We start from the raw sequence: 16,606 nt of genomic DNA on the forward strand, positions 1-16,606 counted from the left end.
GTGGTTTTTAGTGAAGCCATTGTATACGTTTGTCAGCATACTCCTATCCATTTTTACGTCTTCGCTTTTAAGTGCCTTCATTATTTCTCTTATGTTTTTTGTTCTTCCAGCTATATTTATTGTCGTTATTTATTGCTTCATCGGAACGGCATTGTTAGGCGCTCCCGTATCATTTGTCATTCATATGATGGTCAAGTCGGAACGGTTGTACGCGATCTTCATTAAGTTGGTGCTGCACATTGCTGCAGCGGCGCTATTTATTATGCTCTTCTTCATAGACGAAATGAACGGACAAAATATTCTTTACAGCGGCGCAATCCTTTTTCTCATATCTGCCGTTATCAATGCCATCATCTACTTTGTCATCTATACGTGCATTAGGCGCTTCCTGTTCAATGATCGGCAAGCTGCTCCGCAATAATGGCCGTCCATGCCGCTTCCCACTTGCCGTGGTCGAACGATAAAGCAGTCTGTCTCGCCATGCGGCCCATTCGAAGCCGTTCCTCCTTATTGTCCAACAATGAACGAACCGCAGCCTCAAGCGAAGCGGAGCTTGGAGGCGTCTTGCGACCATTCAGCCCATCGATCACAATATCGTTAAGCCCGCCTACATTGCTGGCGACGACAGGAAGTCCGCAGCTCATCGCTTCTAGGCATGCGAGCGACGTTCCTTCAGAATAAATTGTCGGTATGACGGCTATATCTGCGTTGATATAGGCGCTGCGTACATCATCGAAGTCGTATACCCGTTGTTCGATTCGAGCCTGATGGAGATGAGCATCACGCCAAAGCCGGAAGGCGGCCGCGACTGGTGTATTCTCTACGAGCTCGCCTGCGAACTCGATAATCACATTCGGATAATCGCGAAGAATCGAATCGGCGAGCAGCATCATCGGGACGATACCTCTCTCAAAGCTAAGCCTCCTTGGATAGAGGATGCGGAGCATTTGTCCGCCCGCCTCATCCTTGTCGGTTGGAGGCGTGAACCAAGACGTATCCACCGAATTGGGCAATAGGGGGATGCGTCTTGAATCTATAAATTCGCATACCGACCGGCAGTAGGTTAAAAATTGCGAGTCCACAGACACGACCACATCCAATTGCGAGACGGCGTTATTAATCACAGAGGCGAGCTCAAGCTTCGCTTGATGTGGCATTGCTTGCCGATCCCAGCTAATGCCGTGGCAGATGCCGATGCTTCCGGGACGGTAACGAATGGGCTGCCATATACAGCTCGCATAAATAATAAGTCCCTCGGCCGCGGCGGCCATCGTCTCGAAGGCAGCGCCTATCCGCTCCGTGTCATAAGTCCAGCCGCGAACGGGAATGCTCTCGTATTCGGAGTCGAAGCTTCCGAAGTAGGATAGCTGATAGACGATAGGCTGAAGACCCATCGCGGCAATGACGCGGCATAGGGAGAGAATATACCGCTCCAGTCCGCCGCCGAACGGTCGGGAAATATTTTGCGTATACCCGTCAAGAAAGCTGTGTGTCAATATCGTAACCGATGTCTGCTTCAACCTATATCTACCTCCTCGCGCCAACGTATAAGATTCGGCTTCGGATCGAGTATCGATTCATAGTGCGCCAGGCTGCCCCATTTGCCATACGGGTCGTATTGCTTATAGCGCTCGTACTTCGCCTTGCGTTCCTCCTCGCTTCCCGCCCAGCCGAGATGCTTGACGCGAAGCTCGGTAGCGACACCTTGCAATGCTGCGCAGCTAAGAGGGAGGCGCGGTACGTGATGCTCCCATTGCGGATAGCTGTATGGATACCCCGGCATGTAACGGACAAGCGTCATGGAATGGCGTTTATGCAGATTCCACCATTCATCCTCGCGGTAATGCGTAAGCGAACCCCACATATCGAACATGCGAAAAGCAACCCAATCGTACCGATCCTGATCGATGAGGCTGCGAATTTGTTTTTTGGCACGCTGCTCGTAGATTTCATCGGCGTCGACGGAAAGCACCCAATCTGGCTCGGTATCGGCAGCTTCCTGCCACAGCCGCGACCGGAGTTTCCATTCCTGCTCGAAGAGAGGCTCTTCCAGCCGTACAAGCTTCTCCACCTTATCGAAGGAGCGGCAAATGTCATACGTATCGTCCGTGCTGGCATCATCTACAATAACGATCCCGTCGACGAAGCTGGATAGCTCTCCGAGCACCGCTTCCAAATAGCGGCCTTGCTCGTTGCGCACCTGCATGATTGCAGTTAATTTATTGCCGCTTGTTCGGCGCCGCCAAATTCGACCTTCTCCCATCGTAGATTCACTCCCCTCTGCTCTCGGCTTCGGTTCTTGCTTCCGCTCCTGCTCCAGCGAGCATAAGAATGGCGTTATCCAGCTCGCTTAGCTCAAGGATGCTGCCAATCGCCTCGACCCGGCTCTCCGCCGCCGCCAACCAAGCGTGAATCGCATCATGCCTGCGGCCTTGCAGCATCATTAGATAAGTCCCGTTCAGCAATTCATATTGCTGCTGCTCCTCGATCGAACGAATCGAAAGCTTCTCCATATGTTCCATGGCCGCTCCCAAACGCCCAATCTGAATATAAGCCTCAATAAGCAGATTACGGGCGACCGGTTCACTGCTTGCCTGCGGCTCCAATAGGTGCACGGCTTGCCGATAGTCATCATTGAGCCGATAGAGCAATGCTTTGGCAAGCGTCTCTTTGCCTTCCTGCAGCCAATCATCCATTAGATAAGCCTTCTGACGATCTTCGTCCGACACGGCCGAGTAGCTATAGGATTGAATAGCAGACCACGTATCTCCGTGCTTGAGCTGAATCGCAGATAGGAAACGGTAGTAGTCAGTCAGAGCATCTTTATTGCCTTCCAATATGGCCAGCTGAAACGCTTGCAGAAGCTCTTCCTCCGACTTGCTAGGATCATCAGCCAAATAACGAAATACGGCATGAAAAAAAAGCTCACTCGCCTTGACGGGGGCACTGGCACTGTTTTCGAGCTTTGATTGGATCGATTTCGCATATCTCTCTGCAATGAATCGCTGCTGCAGCCGAACGAGGGGTCTCGCCATATAATCCCCGATTGTCCAGCTGAAAGCTTGCCGCGCGAACAAATCGCTCACCTCGTCGCTTCCATCCAGCAAGAAAACATCTTCTCTTTGGAACGATTGCTCCAGGTAGTAGAGCTCGTTATTCGTGATGACCAGATGTCCTGCTGCACATAGCAGCTTGCGGCATTTCGACAGTAGTGCGCTCTCCGCTTCTAACGGGAAATGATCCAAGACGATAATCCGATGGGGGGACCATGCAAGGGCGGTGTGAAGCCAGTACGGGTTCATGACGATCGTAATCGCTGTTTTCCAGGGAATTGTATGAAGCTGATGCAGCGGGATAAGGACAGCATGAGCCGGATAATCGGCGGCTGTTCGGTCGGTAACGATATACGTTCGGTGCTGACTCGTATGGCCGAGCAGCAGTTGTTGATAGAGCGGGGAGAACTGCTGCCAATCGCCGTCCGGAAAAATAACGAGAACAGAAGCCGTCAAGGTCGATTCACCATCCGATCTTAAGAGAGATGGGGCATTCGAATTCCACTTCCGTACATAGGCTTGATGTGCGCTTTATGAAAGGTATGCGCGAGTCGGGGAGGGAATGCAAATAGATTTATGTCAGCTTGGTCATCTCAGCCCCCTATTTAGTCTGTCATTAGCGTCATTATAGGAAGCTAAATCGAGTGCTGCTTCCGTATGTGCATCAATAGTGGCGTTTCGGGCTCTTAAACTCACCTATTGCTCGGATTTCCTCAAAAACGTCTCAATAGCGTCCCGAAATCAAACTAATCAGGGTTTGGATAGTAAGATAGCCTATTTAGTTTCCCAAAAGGCAATTATCGCTGAAGCGCGGTCGCTCGTCTACTTATTGACTTCGATAGAGAGATTGGATTACCACATTGGCCAAGTGCGGTTTGATTTGCGTTAGCAATTCAAGGCTTGGTCAATTGGCAAGGCACACTAAATTTGAAACGCGGTCGCAAGACCTTTCCACATTGGAATAGTGAGGGTTCATCTGATGGAACGATGAAGCGGTACGTGATTCCATTTGGCAATCCCATCTACCTCTGAAGCGCGGTCGCACCTCTTCGAATTGCTGCGTTAATAGATGGGATTATAATTTCTCTGAAATTTGTGTATTATAGTAGGATATATATTCTCCGAGGGAAAGGTTGGTCGTGATGGAAAACGCAGTGGAATCGAAGTCATCATCCTCAAATTTTATTAAAAACATCGTAGTCGAAGATTTAAAGAGCGGCCGCGTACAGGAAATCGTCACACGCTTTCCCCCTGAGCCGAACGGCTATTTGCATATCGGACATGCGAAATCAATTTGTTTGAACTTCGAGCTTGCCGATGAATTCAAAGGCAAAACGAATCTTCGTTTCGACGATACGAATCCGCTTAAGGAAGACACGGAATACGTAGAATCGATTCAAGAGGATGTGCGTTGGCTGGGCTTCGAGTGGGACGAGCTTCGCTTTGCGTCGGACTACTTCGAGGAGCTGTACAATCGCGCAGTGCTTCTGATCAAAAAAGGAAAAGCTTACGTCTGCGAGCTGACAGCCGAGGAAATGCGCGAGTATCGCGGAACGCTGACCGAGCCGGGCAAGGAAAGCCCGTATCGCAGCCGCAGCGTAGAAGAGAATCTCGATCAGTTCGCGCGTATGCGCGCTGGCGAGTTCAAAGACGGCGAGAAAGTGCTTCGCGCCAAGATCGACATGGCTTCGCCAAACATTACGCTTCGCGATCCTGTCTTGTACCGCATCGCGCACGCCCATCACCACCGCACGGGCGACGCATGGTGCATCTACCCGATGTACGACTACGCGCATCCGATCAGCGATGCGATCGAAGGCATAACACACTCCATCTGTACGCTAGAGTTCGAAGATCACCGTCCGCTCTATGATTGGGCGATTGCCGAATGCGAGATGGAAGCGACGCCTCATCAATACGAGTTCGCCCGTCTGAACGTGACGAACACCGTAATGAGCAAGCGCAAGCTGAAGCAACTGGTAGACGAAGGTGTCGTTGTCGGCTGGGACGATCCGCGCATGCCGACGATCAGCGGACTTCGCCGCAAAGGCTATACTCCGGAATCGCTTCGGGCGTTCTGCCGCGAGATCGGCGTGGCGAAGAGCAACAGCATTGTCGATGAGCGCAATCTGGAGCACTTCATCCGCGAAGACCTGAAGCTCAAGGCGCTTCGCACGATGGCGGTCCTTAAGCCGCTTAAAGTCGTCATCACGAATTACCCGGAAGGGCAAACGGAGCTGCTGACGGCAGAGAACAACAGTGAGAATGAAGCGATGGGCGAACGCCAAATTCCGTTCTCCCGCGAAATTTATATTGAGCAAGACGATTTTATGGAAAATCCGCCGAGCAAATACTTCCGTCTGTTCCCTGGCAACGAGGTGCGTCTCAAGCACGCGTACTTCATTACATGCCAAGAGGCGATCAAGGACGCTGACGGCAATTTAATCGAGCTTCGTTGCACGTATGATCCGCGCACGAAGAGCGGTTCCGGCTTCAATGAGCGCAAAGTGAAGGGCACCATTCACTGGGTGGAGGCATCACAAGCGGTTGCAGCCGATTTCCGTCTCTATGAGCCGCTTATTACGAACGAAGCCGAAGAGGAAGGAAAGCCGTTCCTCGAATGTATCAATCCGAATTCGCTTGAAGTGCTGCAAGGCTTTGTTGAGCCGAATATGAAGGATGCGACGGGCGGCGACAAGTTCCAGTTTTTCCGCCACGGCTATTTCAATGTCGATCCGAAGGACACGACGCCGGAGAAGCTGGCCTTCAACCGTATCGTTTCCTTGAAAAGCTCCTTCGACCCGACTAAAGCTTAATACGACACATTGCAGCCTGCCGAGCATATTTGCGAAGCAGGCTGTGTTATTTTCGCCATGCTAACGGACATGTTAGCCCTTATAACCTATGAATTCGGCCATTATTGTATGGTTACGGACACCACAGTCTTTATTTGCTCGAATCAAAGCAAATTCACTGTGGTTAACAACTATTAAGTACTTCTATGTCCGCAAGGACAACAAATAATCGTTTTCTGAGCGAATAAGGATTTTAGTGTCCGTTAGCAGGGTGTCAGTAACAAATTGTAGAGAGGGGCGCATATGAGTCATAAAGCGCTGCAATTGCATGGCCTCGTTCTTGCTGGCGGCCAGAGCTCGCGGATGGGGACGGATAAGGCGCTCCTGCCAATCAACGGGAAGCCGTTGCTCTATCTTCTCGTTAAGCAGCTTGCCGCACTCGGGATGAAAGTGACGGTTGCGGCAGGCGCGCCTAATCGGGAGCAATCATACCAAACCGCATTGGCTGAGCTCGGCCCGCAAACAAGCTTTGCTTACGACCGTTACCCGGGCTGCGGTCCGCTCTCGGGTCTGCATGCCGGGCTGGCAAGCATCGATACAGGTTGGGTGTTCGTCGTTGCATGCGATATGCCGACGATCTCACTGCCGCTGCTGGAGAAGCTGCGAGACAGGCTTTGGTCATTCGGCGAGGGAGCGGGTGTAATACACGCCTCCGGTCAGCCGATGCATGCATTTTATGAAGCAAGTCTGCATGTACAAGCGGAAGAGGCTCTACAGCGCGGCGATTACCGGTTCATGCGCCTGTTGGAGGCATTGCCAAGGATTGAAGTCACGCCGACGATAGAAGAAGCGTCGATCGCTTTCACGAATATGAATACGCCGGAGGCATACGCGCGTTATATCTCCGAGCTAGAGGAGCGACCTTCTTGCTGAAGTCTTTCGATTTCAAAGCGCTATCAATTGGCTTACTGATTTATGTTATTTCAACTATTGTATTTGGATACATTCTTATTGCTGTCTTTACAGATGGCCTATTCGATTTATTGCCCAATAATGAATGGAAGTTTGAATTTCTAATCAGCATACTGGCTACATTCGCGGCAGGTTATTATACGTTCAAACTTGCACGTCGAGGTATTCCCAATCAAAGTCTACTGCTCGGCATTATTATATCCGCATATCATTTGATCGGGACGATTAATCAGCTGCAAGATACTTATAGTGATCAATTGCTAATTAATTTAACGTACGACGCGTCCATTATCCTCTTCACATACTTAGGTGGAAGACTTGCGAGGCGCAGCCTTTCAAGAAAAGCAGCGACAAATAACATCACGGGATAACATGTACGAGGTGAACACAATGAAAAGCTTTCAATACGAAATAGTCGATGCGCAGCCCGGCGACCTGCCGCGTATCGTCGAGATTTATAACTCTACCGTCGCGAGCCGGATGGTTACGGCTGATCTGGAGGAGGCAACCGTCCAGAGCAAGCAGAAGTGGTTCGAGGAGCACTCGCCGGAGTCGCGGCCGATGTGGGTGCTTCTAATTGATGGACAACTCGCAGCATGGTTCAGCTTCCAATCGTTTTATGGCAGACCCGCCTACCAGGCAACGGCAGAAATCAGCATCTATATTGCGGAAGAATACCGCTCGATGGGAATAGGTTCGATATTGCTTGCCAAAGCGATAGAAGAGAGCCCGCGCCTCGGCATCCGCACGCTGCTTGGATTCGTATTCGGACATAATGAACCGAGCTTATCCTTGCTGCGTAAGTTCGGCTTCGCTGAGTGGGGATTGCTTCCCAAGGTGGCCGAACTGGACGGGGTCGAGCGTGATCTTGCGATTATGGGGAGAAGAATATGAAGCGTAAATTAGTCATTAGCGATATTCATGGCTGCCATGGGGCATTGAACGAGCTGCTCGCGCTTATGAGCTACAAGCCGGGCGAGGATCAATTGCTGCTGCTTGGCGATTTTGTCGATCGGGGGCCGAACAGCCGGGAGGTCGTGGAGCAGGTCATCAAGCTGGTGAAGGATGACGGCGCGATCGCAATCAAGGGCAACCACGACGAGCGTTTCGTTGATGTGGTGCTGGAGAGAAGCGAGCAGGCATTACATAAGTTCACGGGTCATGGCGGACGCCAAACGGCAGAGAGCTACGCAGAGGTAGGCCATTCTTCCTTGGATAAGCTGCTGTCCCAAATGAAAGCGACCGTGAAGCAATCTTATACGCATCATCTTGATTTCCTAGACAGCTTGCCGCTCTACCACGAGGATGAACATTTCATTTACGTCCACGCGGGATTGAACCCGGCCTTCGACAATTGGAAGGAGCAGCCGGAGCGTGACTTTCTTTACATTAAAGAGCCGTTCATCAAGCAACCGACGCGTGTCGGCAAGACGGTTGTTTTCGGCCATACGAAGACGAGGGATATTCACGGCAAGTCTGACATTTGGTTCGGCGACGGAAAGATCGGCATTGACGGCGGCTGCTCGAACGGCTATCAGCTGAATGGTCTCGAGATTCGAGGCAGAAATGATTTTAGAACCTATATGGTGCGAGGCAAACCGAAAAATAACACGGCTGCGAGGTGATCCGAAGCAACGTGTACAAGAAGGCTTACAGCAAAAGCATCCTATTTAACCTGATGCTAACGGTTGCCGCACTTATCTATGTTTTTATTATGTTCCATTTATTGCTTTATCGCGATCGCTTCTACGGAGCCGGCTATTCATACAATATCGTTCCGCTCCATACGATCAAAAATTATATTTATTACCGCAATCATATGAATTGGAACATTTGGTTCACTAATATTTTCGGCAATATTGTATTATTCATTCCTATTGGCATCTTCGCTCCGCTCTTACGCGTCAAATATCGGAATCCGATTAGACTTGCCGCTTTCACGATTGCATGGATTGCGATTATCGAGCTTATTCAAATGCTTACACATGTGGGCAGCTTCGACGTCGACGATATTATCTTAAATACGGTTGGCGCGCTGCTCGGGCTGATCTTTACGCACATTATGCTTTTTGTTTACAAAAAAAGGTGAATAAAGAAGCCGGCCAACGAATACCTCGCCGGCCGGCCTGTAATCTGCGTTATCTACATACGCAAGCTTGAATATATTAATACATCCCCGCGAAGATCGCCCTCGGATATCATTCGGATCCGCGTTGCAATCTTAAGGACAGGTCCAACTATCATGCCGGACATCATAATAGCGAGCAGAATGCCGAGCACGATGGCGACAGCGGCGATGATGACAATTATGAGCTCCAGCGTCTTGCCGTGGTGCAGGACGGATTGGCTCGCCTCTTGCGTCTGTAATTCCCGTTTGGCAGCGAGCTCGTCAAAGCCTGTGCTGGGTTCTCTTCCGATAGGTGTTACCGTGTCTTGTAATATTTGCATCGCGAGCTCATCGTTGCCTGATTCGATAGCTGGAAATTGCGTTGTTTCGATGTTCTCGCGCCAGGATTTACTTTGTTCAATCAAGCTTTCCACTTCTTCGGAATGAGCGGTGGACAGTATATACTCCTGTACCATGATTTCATTTTTCCCACTCCCGCGCATCATTTTGTTTTCTCTCTCTTTTAACAAAACGTGAAACGTACTGCACTTGCGGAAAAACGATCGGTATATATACACCGTTTGTATCAAATATATCGATTAATAGTTATAAGATAATAAAATCAAACCTATTCAGAAGTTGAAAGGAATGTTGTTCTGTGAGCAAATTTTGGAGTCCATTAACGGCTTCGCTGGTTCCTTATGTACCAGGCGAGCAGCCGAAAGATAAAACGTATATTAAGCTGAACACGAATGAAAATCCGTATCCGCCTTCTCCGAGAGTTATCGAGGCTATTCAAGCGGCGGCAGGCGATGATTTGAGATTGTACCCGGACCCGACCTGCGAAGCTTTAATAGGAGCGGTCGCGGACTATTACAAGCTGCCGGCAAGTCAGGTATTCGCGGGCAACGGCTCGGACGAGATTTTGGCGTTCGCTTTTGCAGCTTTCTTTGATCCGGCGAAGACGATTTTGTATCCTGACATTACGTACAGCTTCTATAAGGTGTACGCGAAGCTGTACGGGCTGCAATCGGAGCTCATTCCTCTTGATGATTCGTTCACGATTCATCCAGCCGATTATGCGAAGGAGAACGGTGGCGTTATCCTGCCGAATCCGAACGCGCCAACCGCCAAGCTGATGTCGCTGGACGATATCCGCACGGTGCTGGACAGCAATCCGAACCAAGCGGTCATTATCGACGAAGCCTACATCGACTTCGGCGGCGAATCTGCGATTAACCTAATCCCGCAGTATCCGAATTTGCTCGTCGTACAGACGCTTTCGAAGTCGCGCTCGCTCGCAGGACTTCGTGTTGGCTTTGCTTTCGGCAGCGAGGAGCTTATTGATGGGCTGAATCGGATCAAAAACTCATTCAACTCCTATACAATGGACAGGCTTGCTCTAGCTGGAGCGATAGCGGCGTTCCAGGATGATGCTTATTTCCGTGAGACGACGGAGAAAGTTATTCGTACGCGTGACCGCGTAGCGGGCGAGCTTGCTGCGCTTGGATTCAAGGTTACAGACTCGAAAGCAAACTTCGTATTCGCTTCTTACCCTGACAAGCCTGCCGTGTCGATCTTCCAACAGCTTCGCGACAAAGGCGTGCTTGTCCGTTACTTTGCGCAGCCGCGCATCGATGAGTACTTGCGAATCAGTATTGGAACAGATGAGGAAATGGATGCTTTCCTGAAGGCTATTAAGGAAATCGTGGCCGTGTAATGGAGGAAATAAGCGATAAGTATGCATGGTTCAAACGTTCGGCGCGGAATGCTTCGCTGCTCAGCGTCGCCTTCGCGCTTGTCACGAATGCGGTGTACGTCGCATCCTATTACTCCGCATTTGTTATCGAGTATAGCTACATCATTTGCCTGCTGTTAGCCGCAATATTTGCTGTTCCGATTATTTGGCTGTTCCGTAGCAGGCACTGGTACTTTCCCGTATTCATTGTGCTGCTGTGGATTCCTTTGAACCTTGTAATCGGGTTTGCCATATCGGGCCTGCTGCCGGAGGGCGGGGGCGAGATCGGCGATGGATTGGCGATGTTTTTCTTCTTTATCCTGAATCTCGTATCGGTCGTCTGCGGTACGGCGGCGGGGATGATCGTCAATGGCATCTTGTTCTTTTCCCGTAAATTAAAATCGAATGATGTGTAACACTAAGAGTCTAATCGGAAGCCTGAGAAGGAGCCGATTGGGCTCTTTTTTTTTGACTTATCGAATCTACTGTACTATTATATAGTGATCCCTAACGTTCGTTAGGTAACGAACGTTAGTCGAACGGAGTGATGGCATGGATGATAACTTAACGACGCCGGAGAAGATTAAGCTGGCTGCCCTTACGCATTTCACGGAATCCGGCTATGAAGGTGCGTCGATGTCTCAGATTGCGAAGGAGGTCGGCATCAAGACGCCTTCCATCTACGCGCATTTCAAGTCGAAGGAGCAGCTTTTTCTTGGGCTTACGCAGCAGGTAATCGATGAGGAGTGGGAGCATTACAACACACTCTTGCTGCAGCTTCGGGATGAACCGGTCGAACGCAAGCTTTATCGCATATTCGACTTCTTCTCCGACTTTGCCCACCTGTCGAGCGGTCAAGCGTTTCTGAAGCGAACGATGGTTGTGCCGCCGCGGCATTTGCGCGAACAATTACAGGCTGCCTTTCTTCAATATGAGGATCAATTGTCGGAGCGGATTATTGAAATTATTCGCCAAGGGAATGTAGAAGGCATTCTTGCCGATCGCGATGAAGAGCGAATGGTCGCTGAGCTATATGCTTTCGTTGACGGCTTGCTGGTGGAATATCAGATTTATGACAGCACATTGTTCAAGCAGCGCAAGCAGCTTTTATGGGAATCACTCTGGCAGCTATGGACACTTAACAACAAGGAAGGATGAATGGAAGATGGCATGGATTTATTTGTTATTGGCAGGCTTTCTAGAGGTGGGCTGGACGTTCGGGCTCAAATATTCGGAGGGCTTTACAGTTTTGGTACCGAGCATCATTACGGTAGTGCTGCTTGCTGCGAGCTTCTATCTGTTCGCCAAATCGATGCAGATTATTGAAATAGGGACTGCGTACGCAATGTTCACGGGAATGGGAACCGTCGGCACGGTTATAGCAGGCATATTATTTCTCGAGGAGGCCGTTGATTTCTGGCGGTTGTTCTTCATCGTGCTGCTTATATCGGGCATCGTCGGACTTAAGCTTGTCTCCAAAGACAAGAAGGAAGACTCTTCGCAGGAAACGCACGCGGAGCAGTTAAGACAGCAGGAGAGGGCGTGACGATAAGATGGCATGGTTATTTTTACTCCTATCGGGCTTAGGCGAAGTCGGCGGGGTTACGTTCATGAAGCTGTCGGACGGCTTTCGCAAATGGAAGGGGACGGTCGGCGCGATCGCGTCGGGCTTCGTTAGCTTTTTCTTCTTGTCGAAGGCGCTTCAGACGATCCCGATCAGTACAGCTTACGGGATATGGACGGGTATCGGCTCAGTAGGCGGGGTTGTGCTAGGCATGGTGCTTTTTAAGGAATCGAAGGATTGGCGTAAAATCATGTTTTTGGCAATGATTATAACCGGGGTAATCGGCTTGAAAGTCGTAAGCGGCGGCGGACATTAATTAGCCTTTAACGGCGACAGCCCGTTTCACCTTATGAACTCTTTATTTTTGCAGAGGAACACCTTACAATGAAAGGGACTGGAAACGAATTGTAAGGAAAGGGAGCTCTGTCACCTATGGATGCACAAAGATTGGAATCATTTATCGATAAAGTGAAGCAAACGCTGCTGGCAGAGCTTAAGCTCGAAAGCGTAGATCCGGGCAATCCGATACATGTGAAGGCGATGCCGAAGGAATGGAAGCTGCTTGGAGCAGGCAACTATGCCAGCGTATTCTACCATCCCGATGACGCGGATATTGCCGTGAAAGTATATGCGCCTGGCCGAGAAGGTTGGGAAAGCGAGTGCGAGGTGTATCGCCGTATTGGCGATCATCCATCTTATTCGACTTGTTACCATGCGGGCGAGCATGACGGGCATTACTACTTGATCCTGCGCAGGCTGCAAGGCAAAACCTTGTATAATTGCGTGCTTGAAGGGATAACAATTCCGAAGAGCGTGATCGACGATATCGACCAAGCGCTCGATTATGCGCGTTCGCAAGGGCTGTTTCCTCATGATGTTCATGGCAAAAATGTTATGGTGGCGAACGGCAAAGGAATCGTCGTCGACATATCCGACTTCTTGAAGGAGGAGCCATGCGCGATGTGGGACGACTTGAAGAAGGCGTATAACCGTATTTATATGCCGTTCTTGTCCAAGCACACGATTGCGATTCCTGAATGGGTCATGAACAGCGTGCGCAAAGGCTATCGATGGGTGAAGCATTCGCCGCTTGGCGGGCGCTCGTCGCAAGGAATAAGCAAATCATAACGAATGGCAACAGCAAGGCAGCGATTCCGATACGGATCGCTGCCTTCGTTCGTTTCGTCGTCCGTTGCCCCGGCTAATGCTCTTTGTCGAACGCATCGAGCAGCGCCTTGGCTTGATCAAGATCTTTCTTCAATACATGAATTCGTTTCACGGAGCTGCTCTCGTTCGTAATCTTCGATTTCAGTCCGCCGGCTTTCAGATGCGCTTGCAGCCGATCAATCAGATCGACTCTCGATCCGCCCTCCGCACGAATCGATACCCATCGATTCCAAAATGCCATGATTGTGTTCACCTCCTTTAAAGTTTTGCGTAGCAAAACTACTTCGGAAGCATTAACTTTGTTTTGTATGACAAAACTCGCATCGGAAGCCTAAACCTGGTTTTGCTAAGACAAAACTTATTTCGGAGCCTTTGTGCAATCGGCACAATTCATATTTATTCAGTTACGGCACTAAATGATGACAACCGCTCGTAAAATTATGCTTCTGTCTCCTCTCCACTTTTTGCAGAGAATAGTTCCCCGCGGCGCACCGCAATATAATGATGAACGGCGTGCACCTGGCTATTGACAAATACAACTGTAACGGATAAAATTACAGTAAGAAGCAGGGAGGCCCGTTCATAGTGAACAGTGAATTTACGATTGCCGTACACAGTCTTGTTTATTTGGCTTATTTGCCGGAACGAATGGCGAGCAGCGAGATGATTGCCGATAATGTCGGTACGCACTCCGCACGCGTTCGCAAGGTGATGAGCGCATTGCGTCGAAGCGGATACGTGAATACGCGCGAAGGTTCTGGCGGAGGATATCGTCTGACCATTGACCCAAGCATCGTCACGCTAGCCGACATCTACCGCGTCATGGCGCAGGGGTCGCTCATGCCAAGCTGGTGCTCAGGCAATCCAGAGATRGATTGCGTCGTCGGATCGAATATGAATCAAGTCATGTTCGGTATTTTTTGCAAGGCGGAGAAGCAGCTGGAGGAGCATTTTAGCGCAATTACGATTCAAGACGTGCTTGGCCAGATTCACGCCTGTTCGTAGCTTCGAATTTGGATTTGGTAAGGATGAGACGGGTTATCCCTTAATCATACACATTGTTTGGAGAGGATGATTGAAATGGCAGTAGCATTGACGAAAGATAACTTTTCCCAAAGCGTACAAAGCGGTGTATCCCTTGTTGACTTCTGGGCGCCATGGTGCGGACCTTGCAAAATGCAGCTTCCGATCGTAGAGGAGCTTTCCACTGAACTGGAAGGCCAAGCTGTAATCGCGAAAATCAACGTTGACGAAGAGCCTGAGCTTGCTTCGCAATTCGGCGTAATGAGCATCCCGACGCTTATTTTGTTCAAAGACGGTCAACCGGTTGACAAAATGGTCGGCGTACAAAGCAAAGACGCTTTGAAAGCAAAAATTGCTGGTCAACTGTAAGCAACAATAGGGCAAAAACAAACGTCTAAATATCGTCTGGAATCAGTTCAACGCTGGTTGCCAGGCGGTATTTTTTTTCTTTCACTTATTTCCTCTCCGAAATAAATGCTAGAATAGGGAACAAGTGGATGCATAGATTCGTGTAAAAACGACAACAATTACACATTTTCACAACCTTTTCAGTTGCTTTCTAATAGAGAAGTTTAGTAGAATTAGAGGTATTGTGAACAATGGAGCGTCAACAAAAACTACGATTTATGGAGTGATGATGGAGTGAACGCAGTCATTTCTGAGAAGGACGGCGCCGTTACAGGTGAGTCTCTGCGGAATGGAAATACGTCTTCAAAAATTTTGATCATAATACCGGCTTATAACGAAGAGCATAGCATAAGCCACGTTATCCATGATGTGAAGACGCATTGCCCGTCTGCTCATATTCTCGTCATTAACGACGGCTCGAAGGATCGCACGAAGGAAGTTGCTGAAGCGAACGGCGCAGCCGTCATCACACTCCCTACAAATCTTGGTATTGGCGGAGCCATGCAGACCGGTTATCGTTATGCCCATCGTTACGGCTATGATGTCGCTGTGCAAGTGGACGGAGATGGACAGCACAAAGCCGAGCAGCTTCACCTTATTTTGTCCCCGGTACTGAGCGGCAAGGCTGACCTTGCGATTGGTTCGCGGTTTATTGAACAAACAGGTTTCCAGTCGACGACGTCAAGACGGATCGGCATCAAAATTTTGTCGACGATCGTAAGCGCCATGACACGCAAAAAAGTGCTCGACGTGACGTCCGGCTTCCGTGCGGCTAATAAACGCGCGATATCGGTGTTCCAAAGCGACTATGCAACCGATTATCCGGAAGTGGATTCGATCGTGCTCGTCAATCGCAGCGGACTTCGCACGAGCGAGGTAGCCGTAACAATGGAAGCACGCACGGGAGGCACTTCATCTATAAATGCGATGAGATCGGTGTATTATATGATTAAAGTAACATTGGCTTTGTTCATCCGAAGCCTGAAACAAACAAAACCAGTTGAAGTTCAGTCGTAATCAAGCGGCATCAGTCGTTTATGTTTGAGGGGGAAATTCCATGCAAGCCTTGTGGATTATCACAAGTGTCGCTTTTCTGATTGTACTTATTATGTTGATTAATAGAAGGTTGTTGCGCGAGCAGTATTCCATGCTGTGGCTGCTGTTCGGCGTCGTCATGCTCATCTTGTCCGTGCGACCGCAAATTATCGATTCGCTTGCCGACTCGATCGGTGTCGATTATGCGCCGGCGCTCTTGTTCTTAGTCGGAATTCTGTTCTGCGTAGCGCTCATTCTTCACCTTACCGTGATCGTATCCAAGCTGTCGGAGAAGGTCATTCGTCTGACGCAAGAGCTTGGCATTCTGCATCATGAGCTTCATGATCGCAAAAGGTCGGAATCGTAATGGCTGCATACGTTGTACTGGCTTTTAATATTTTACTGCTCGTCTGCGGTCAACTGCTGTGGAAAACCGGAATGAACAAGCTCGATACCGCCAAAGGCGAATCGGTCGTTACTTTATTATGGTCGCCTCATATTTGGGGAGGGCTTGTTCTATACGGAATTGCAACGGTGATGTGGCTGTACGTATTGAAGAAGCTGCCGCTCAGCCTTGCGTATCCGCTACAAAGCTTAGCCTACGTGCTCGGCATGGTGGCTGCAGTTTACTTGTTCCACGAGACCGTTCCGCTGCAACGCTGGATCGGGGCGGGAATTATTTTGGTCGGAGTTATCGTATTAGCTTGGAAATAGGTTGTGTTATCGTCTGAGGGGGCCGTTTAT

At 49.7% G+C, this 16,606-nt stretch carries 23 protein-coding genes; 18 read left to right on the top strand and 5 right to left on the bottom strand.

Features of this window, described 5'->3' with window-relative positions:
- Positions 1-10: 10 nt before the first annotated feature.
- Positions 11-421: a hypothetical protein gene (locus AC1DF0_RS06010; protein WP_442050089.1), complete on the top strand. Its 411-nt coding sequence runs from the start codon at positions 11-13 to the stop codon at positions 419-421.
- On the opposite strand, the gene AC1DF0_RS06015 is transcribed toward AC1DF0_RS06010, so the two are convergent.
- From AC1DF0_RS06015 to AC1DF0_RS06025, 3 genes are read right to left on the bottom strand one after another with little or no spacing between them, the layout of a single operon-like run.
- On the bottom strand, positions 393-1,520 hold the full coding sequence (locus AC1DF0_RS06015; RefSeq protein ID WP_442050088.1) for a glycosyltransferase family 4 protein: 1,128 nt from the start codon (positions 1,518-1,520) through the stop codon (positions 393-395). The genes AC1DF0_RS06010 and AC1DF0_RS06015 overlap by 29 nt on opposite strands.
- Positions 1,517-2,263, bottom strand: coding sequence for a glycosyltransferase family 2 protein (locus AC1DF0_RS06020; RefSeq protein ID WP_442050087.1), 747 nt, complete (start codon positions 2,261-2,263; stop codon positions 1,517-1,519). Before AC1DF0_RS06020 ends, AC1DF0_RS06015 begins: the two co-directional genes overlap by 4 nt.
- A 7-nt stretch (positions 2,264-2,270) precedes the next feature.
- The gene (locus tag AC1DF0_RS06025; RefSeq protein WP_477573365.1) at positions 2,271-3,509 is read right to left on the bottom strand and encodes a hypothetical protein; all 1,239 of its coding nucleotides are present in this window, start codon (positions 3,507-3,509) and stop codon (positions 2,271-2,273) included.
- Between the two features lie 686 nt (positions 3,510-4,195).
- Between AC1DF0_RS06025 and AC1DF0_RS06030 the strand changes: the two genes are divergently transcribed.
- The 6 genes from AC1DF0_RS06030 to AC1DF0_RS06055 all read left to right on the top strand — a co-directional run bounded on the left by AC1DF0_RS06030 (position 4,196) and on the right by AC1DF0_RS06055 (position 8,909).
- Entirely contained in the window at positions 4,196-5,869 is a 1,674-nt protein-coding gene (locus AC1DF0_RS06030; protein ID WP_477573366.1) for a glutamine--tRNA ligase/YqeY domain fusion protein, read from the top strand.
- Between the two features lie 282 nt (positions 5,870-6,151).
- Positions 6,152-6,781, top strand: a complete 630-nt coding sequence (gene mobA / locus AC1DF0_RS06035; protein ID WP_477573367.1) for a molybdenum cofactor guanylyltransferase — start codon at positions 6,152-6,154, stop codon at positions 6,779-6,781.
- The gene (locus AC1DF0_RS06040) at positions 6,775-7,191 is read left to right on the top strand and encodes a hypothetical protein (RefSeq protein WP_477573368.1); all 417 of its coding nucleotides are present in this window, start codon (positions 6,775-6,777) and stop codon (positions 7,189-7,191) included. The genes mobA and AC1DF0_RS06040 overlap by 7 nt, the downstream gene beginning before the upstream one ends.
- Before the next feature lie 19 nt (positions 7,192-7,210).
- A complete protein-coding gene (locus AC1DF0_RS06045) occupies positions 7,211-7,714 on the top strand; it encodes a GNAT family N-acetyltransferase (RefSeq protein ID WP_442052730.1) in 504 nt (167 codons plus the stop codon).
- Entirely contained in the window at positions 7,711-8,445 is a 735-nt protein-coding gene (locus tag AC1DF0_RS06050) for a metallophosphoesterase family protein (RefSeq protein WP_442052729.1), read from the top strand. Before AC1DF0_RS06045 ends, AC1DF0_RS06050 begins: the two co-directional genes overlap by 4 nt.
- 11 nt (positions 8,446-8,456) lie before the next feature.
- Complete coding sequence (locus AC1DF0_RS06055) at positions 8,457-8,909, top strand: VanZ family protein (protein WP_477573369.1); 453 nt, start codon at positions 8,457-8,459, stop codon at positions 8,907-8,909.
- A 53-nt stretch (positions 8,910-8,962) separates the two neighbouring features.
- Here AC1DF0_RS06055 and AC1DF0_RS06060 read toward each other — a convergent pair whose 3' ends face one another.
- Positions 8,963-9,403: a hypothetical protein gene (locus tag AC1DF0_RS06060; protein WP_442052727.1), complete on the bottom strand. Its 441-nt coding sequence runs from the start codon at positions 9,401-9,403 to the stop codon at positions 8,963-8,965.
- A 182-nt stretch (positions 9,404-9,585) separates the two neighbouring features.
- On the opposite strand from AC1DF0_RS06060, the gene hisC reads away from it, so the two are divergent.
- The 6 genes from hisC (at position 9,586) to AC1DF0_RS06090 (ending at position 13,357) form a co-directional block, all read left to right on the top strand.
- The gene (hisC, locus tag AC1DF0_RS06065) at positions 9,586-10,647 is read left to right on the top strand and encodes a histidinol-phosphate transaminase (protein ID WP_477573370.1); all 1,062 of its coding nucleotides are present in this window, start codon (positions 9,586-9,588) and stop codon (positions 10,645-10,647) included.
- Positions 10,647-11,081: a hypothetical protein gene (locus tag AC1DF0_RS06070; RefSeq protein WP_477573371.1), complete on the top strand. Its 435-nt coding sequence runs from the start codon at positions 10,647-10,649 to the stop codon at positions 11,079-11,081. Before hisC ends, AC1DF0_RS06070 begins: the two co-directional genes overlap by 1 nt.
- Positions 11,082-11,217: 136 nt before the next feature.
- Positions 11,218-11,823, top strand: coding sequence for a TetR/AcrR family transcriptional regulator (locus AC1DF0_RS06075; RefSeq protein WP_477573372.1), 606 nt, complete (start codon positions 11,218-11,220; stop codon positions 11,821-11,823).
- 7 nt (positions 11,824-11,830) lie between these two features.
- Positions 11,831-12,211, top strand: a complete 381-nt coding sequence (locus AC1DF0_RS06080; protein ID WP_477573373.1) for a DMT family transporter — start codon at positions 11,831-11,833, stop codon at positions 12,209-12,211.
- Positions 12,212-12,218: 7 nt separating this feature from the next.
- On the top strand, positions 12,219-12,545 hold the full coding sequence (locus AC1DF0_RS06085; RefSeq protein WP_337103968.1) for a DMT family transporter: 327 nt from the start codon (positions 12,219-12,221) through the stop codon (positions 12,543-12,545).
- Positions 12,546-12,661: 116 nt separating this feature from the next.
- A complete protein-coding gene (locus AC1DF0_RS06090) occupies positions 12,662-13,357 on the top strand; it encodes a serine/threonine protein kinase (protein WP_477573374.1) in 696 nt (231 codons plus the stop codon).
- 73 nt (positions 13,358-13,430) lie between these two features.
- On the opposite strand, the gene AC1DF0_RS06095 is transcribed toward AC1DF0_RS06090, so the two are convergent.
- Positions 13,431-13,637, bottom strand: a complete 207-nt coding sequence (locus AC1DF0_RS06095) for a hypothetical protein (protein ID WP_442052720.1) — start codon at positions 13,635-13,637, stop codon at positions 13,431-13,433.
- A gap of 344 nt (positions 13,638-13,981) precedes the next feature.
- Between AC1DF0_RS06095 and AC1DF0_RS06100 the strand changes: the two genes are divergently transcribed.
- From AC1DF0_RS06100 to AC1DF0_RS06120, 5 genes are all read left to right on the top strand, one after another.
- Complete coding sequence (locus tag AC1DF0_RS06100) at positions 13,982-14,401, top strand: RrF2 family transcriptional regulator (protein ID WP_477573375.1); 420 nt, start codon at positions 13,982-13,984, stop codon at positions 14,399-14,401.
- A gap of 75 nt (positions 14,402-14,476) precedes the next feature.
- Entirely contained in the window at positions 14,477-14,788 is a 312-nt protein-coding gene (trxA, locus tag AC1DF0_RS06105; protein ID WP_337103972.1) for a thioredoxin, read from the top strand.
- 273 nt (positions 14,789-15,061) lie between these two features.
- The gene (locus AC1DF0_RS06110; RefSeq protein WP_442052719.1) at positions 15,062-15,844 is read left to right on the top strand and encodes a glycosyltransferase family 2 protein; all 783 of its coding nucleotides are present in this window, start codon (positions 15,062-15,064) and stop codon (positions 15,842-15,844) included.
- 40 nt (positions 15,845-15,884) lie between these two features.
- Positions 15,885-16,229 (top strand): DUF2304 domain-containing protein, encoded by a 345-nt coding sequence (locus AC1DF0_RS06115; RefSeq protein WP_442052718.1) that lies wholly within the window; start codon positions 15,885-15,887, stop codon positions 16,227-16,229.
- The gene (locus AC1DF0_RS06120; protein ID WP_337103975.1) at positions 16,229-16,576 is read left to right on the top strand and encodes an EamA family transporter; all 348 of its coding nucleotides are present in this window, start codon (positions 16,229-16,231) and stop codon (positions 16,574-16,576) included. The genes AC1DF0_RS06115 and AC1DF0_RS06120 overlap by 1 nt, the downstream gene beginning before the upstream one ends.
- Positions 16,577-16,606 lie beyond the last annotated feature (30 nt).

Source organism: Paenibacillus sp. 05T425 (genome assembly GCF_056396205.1).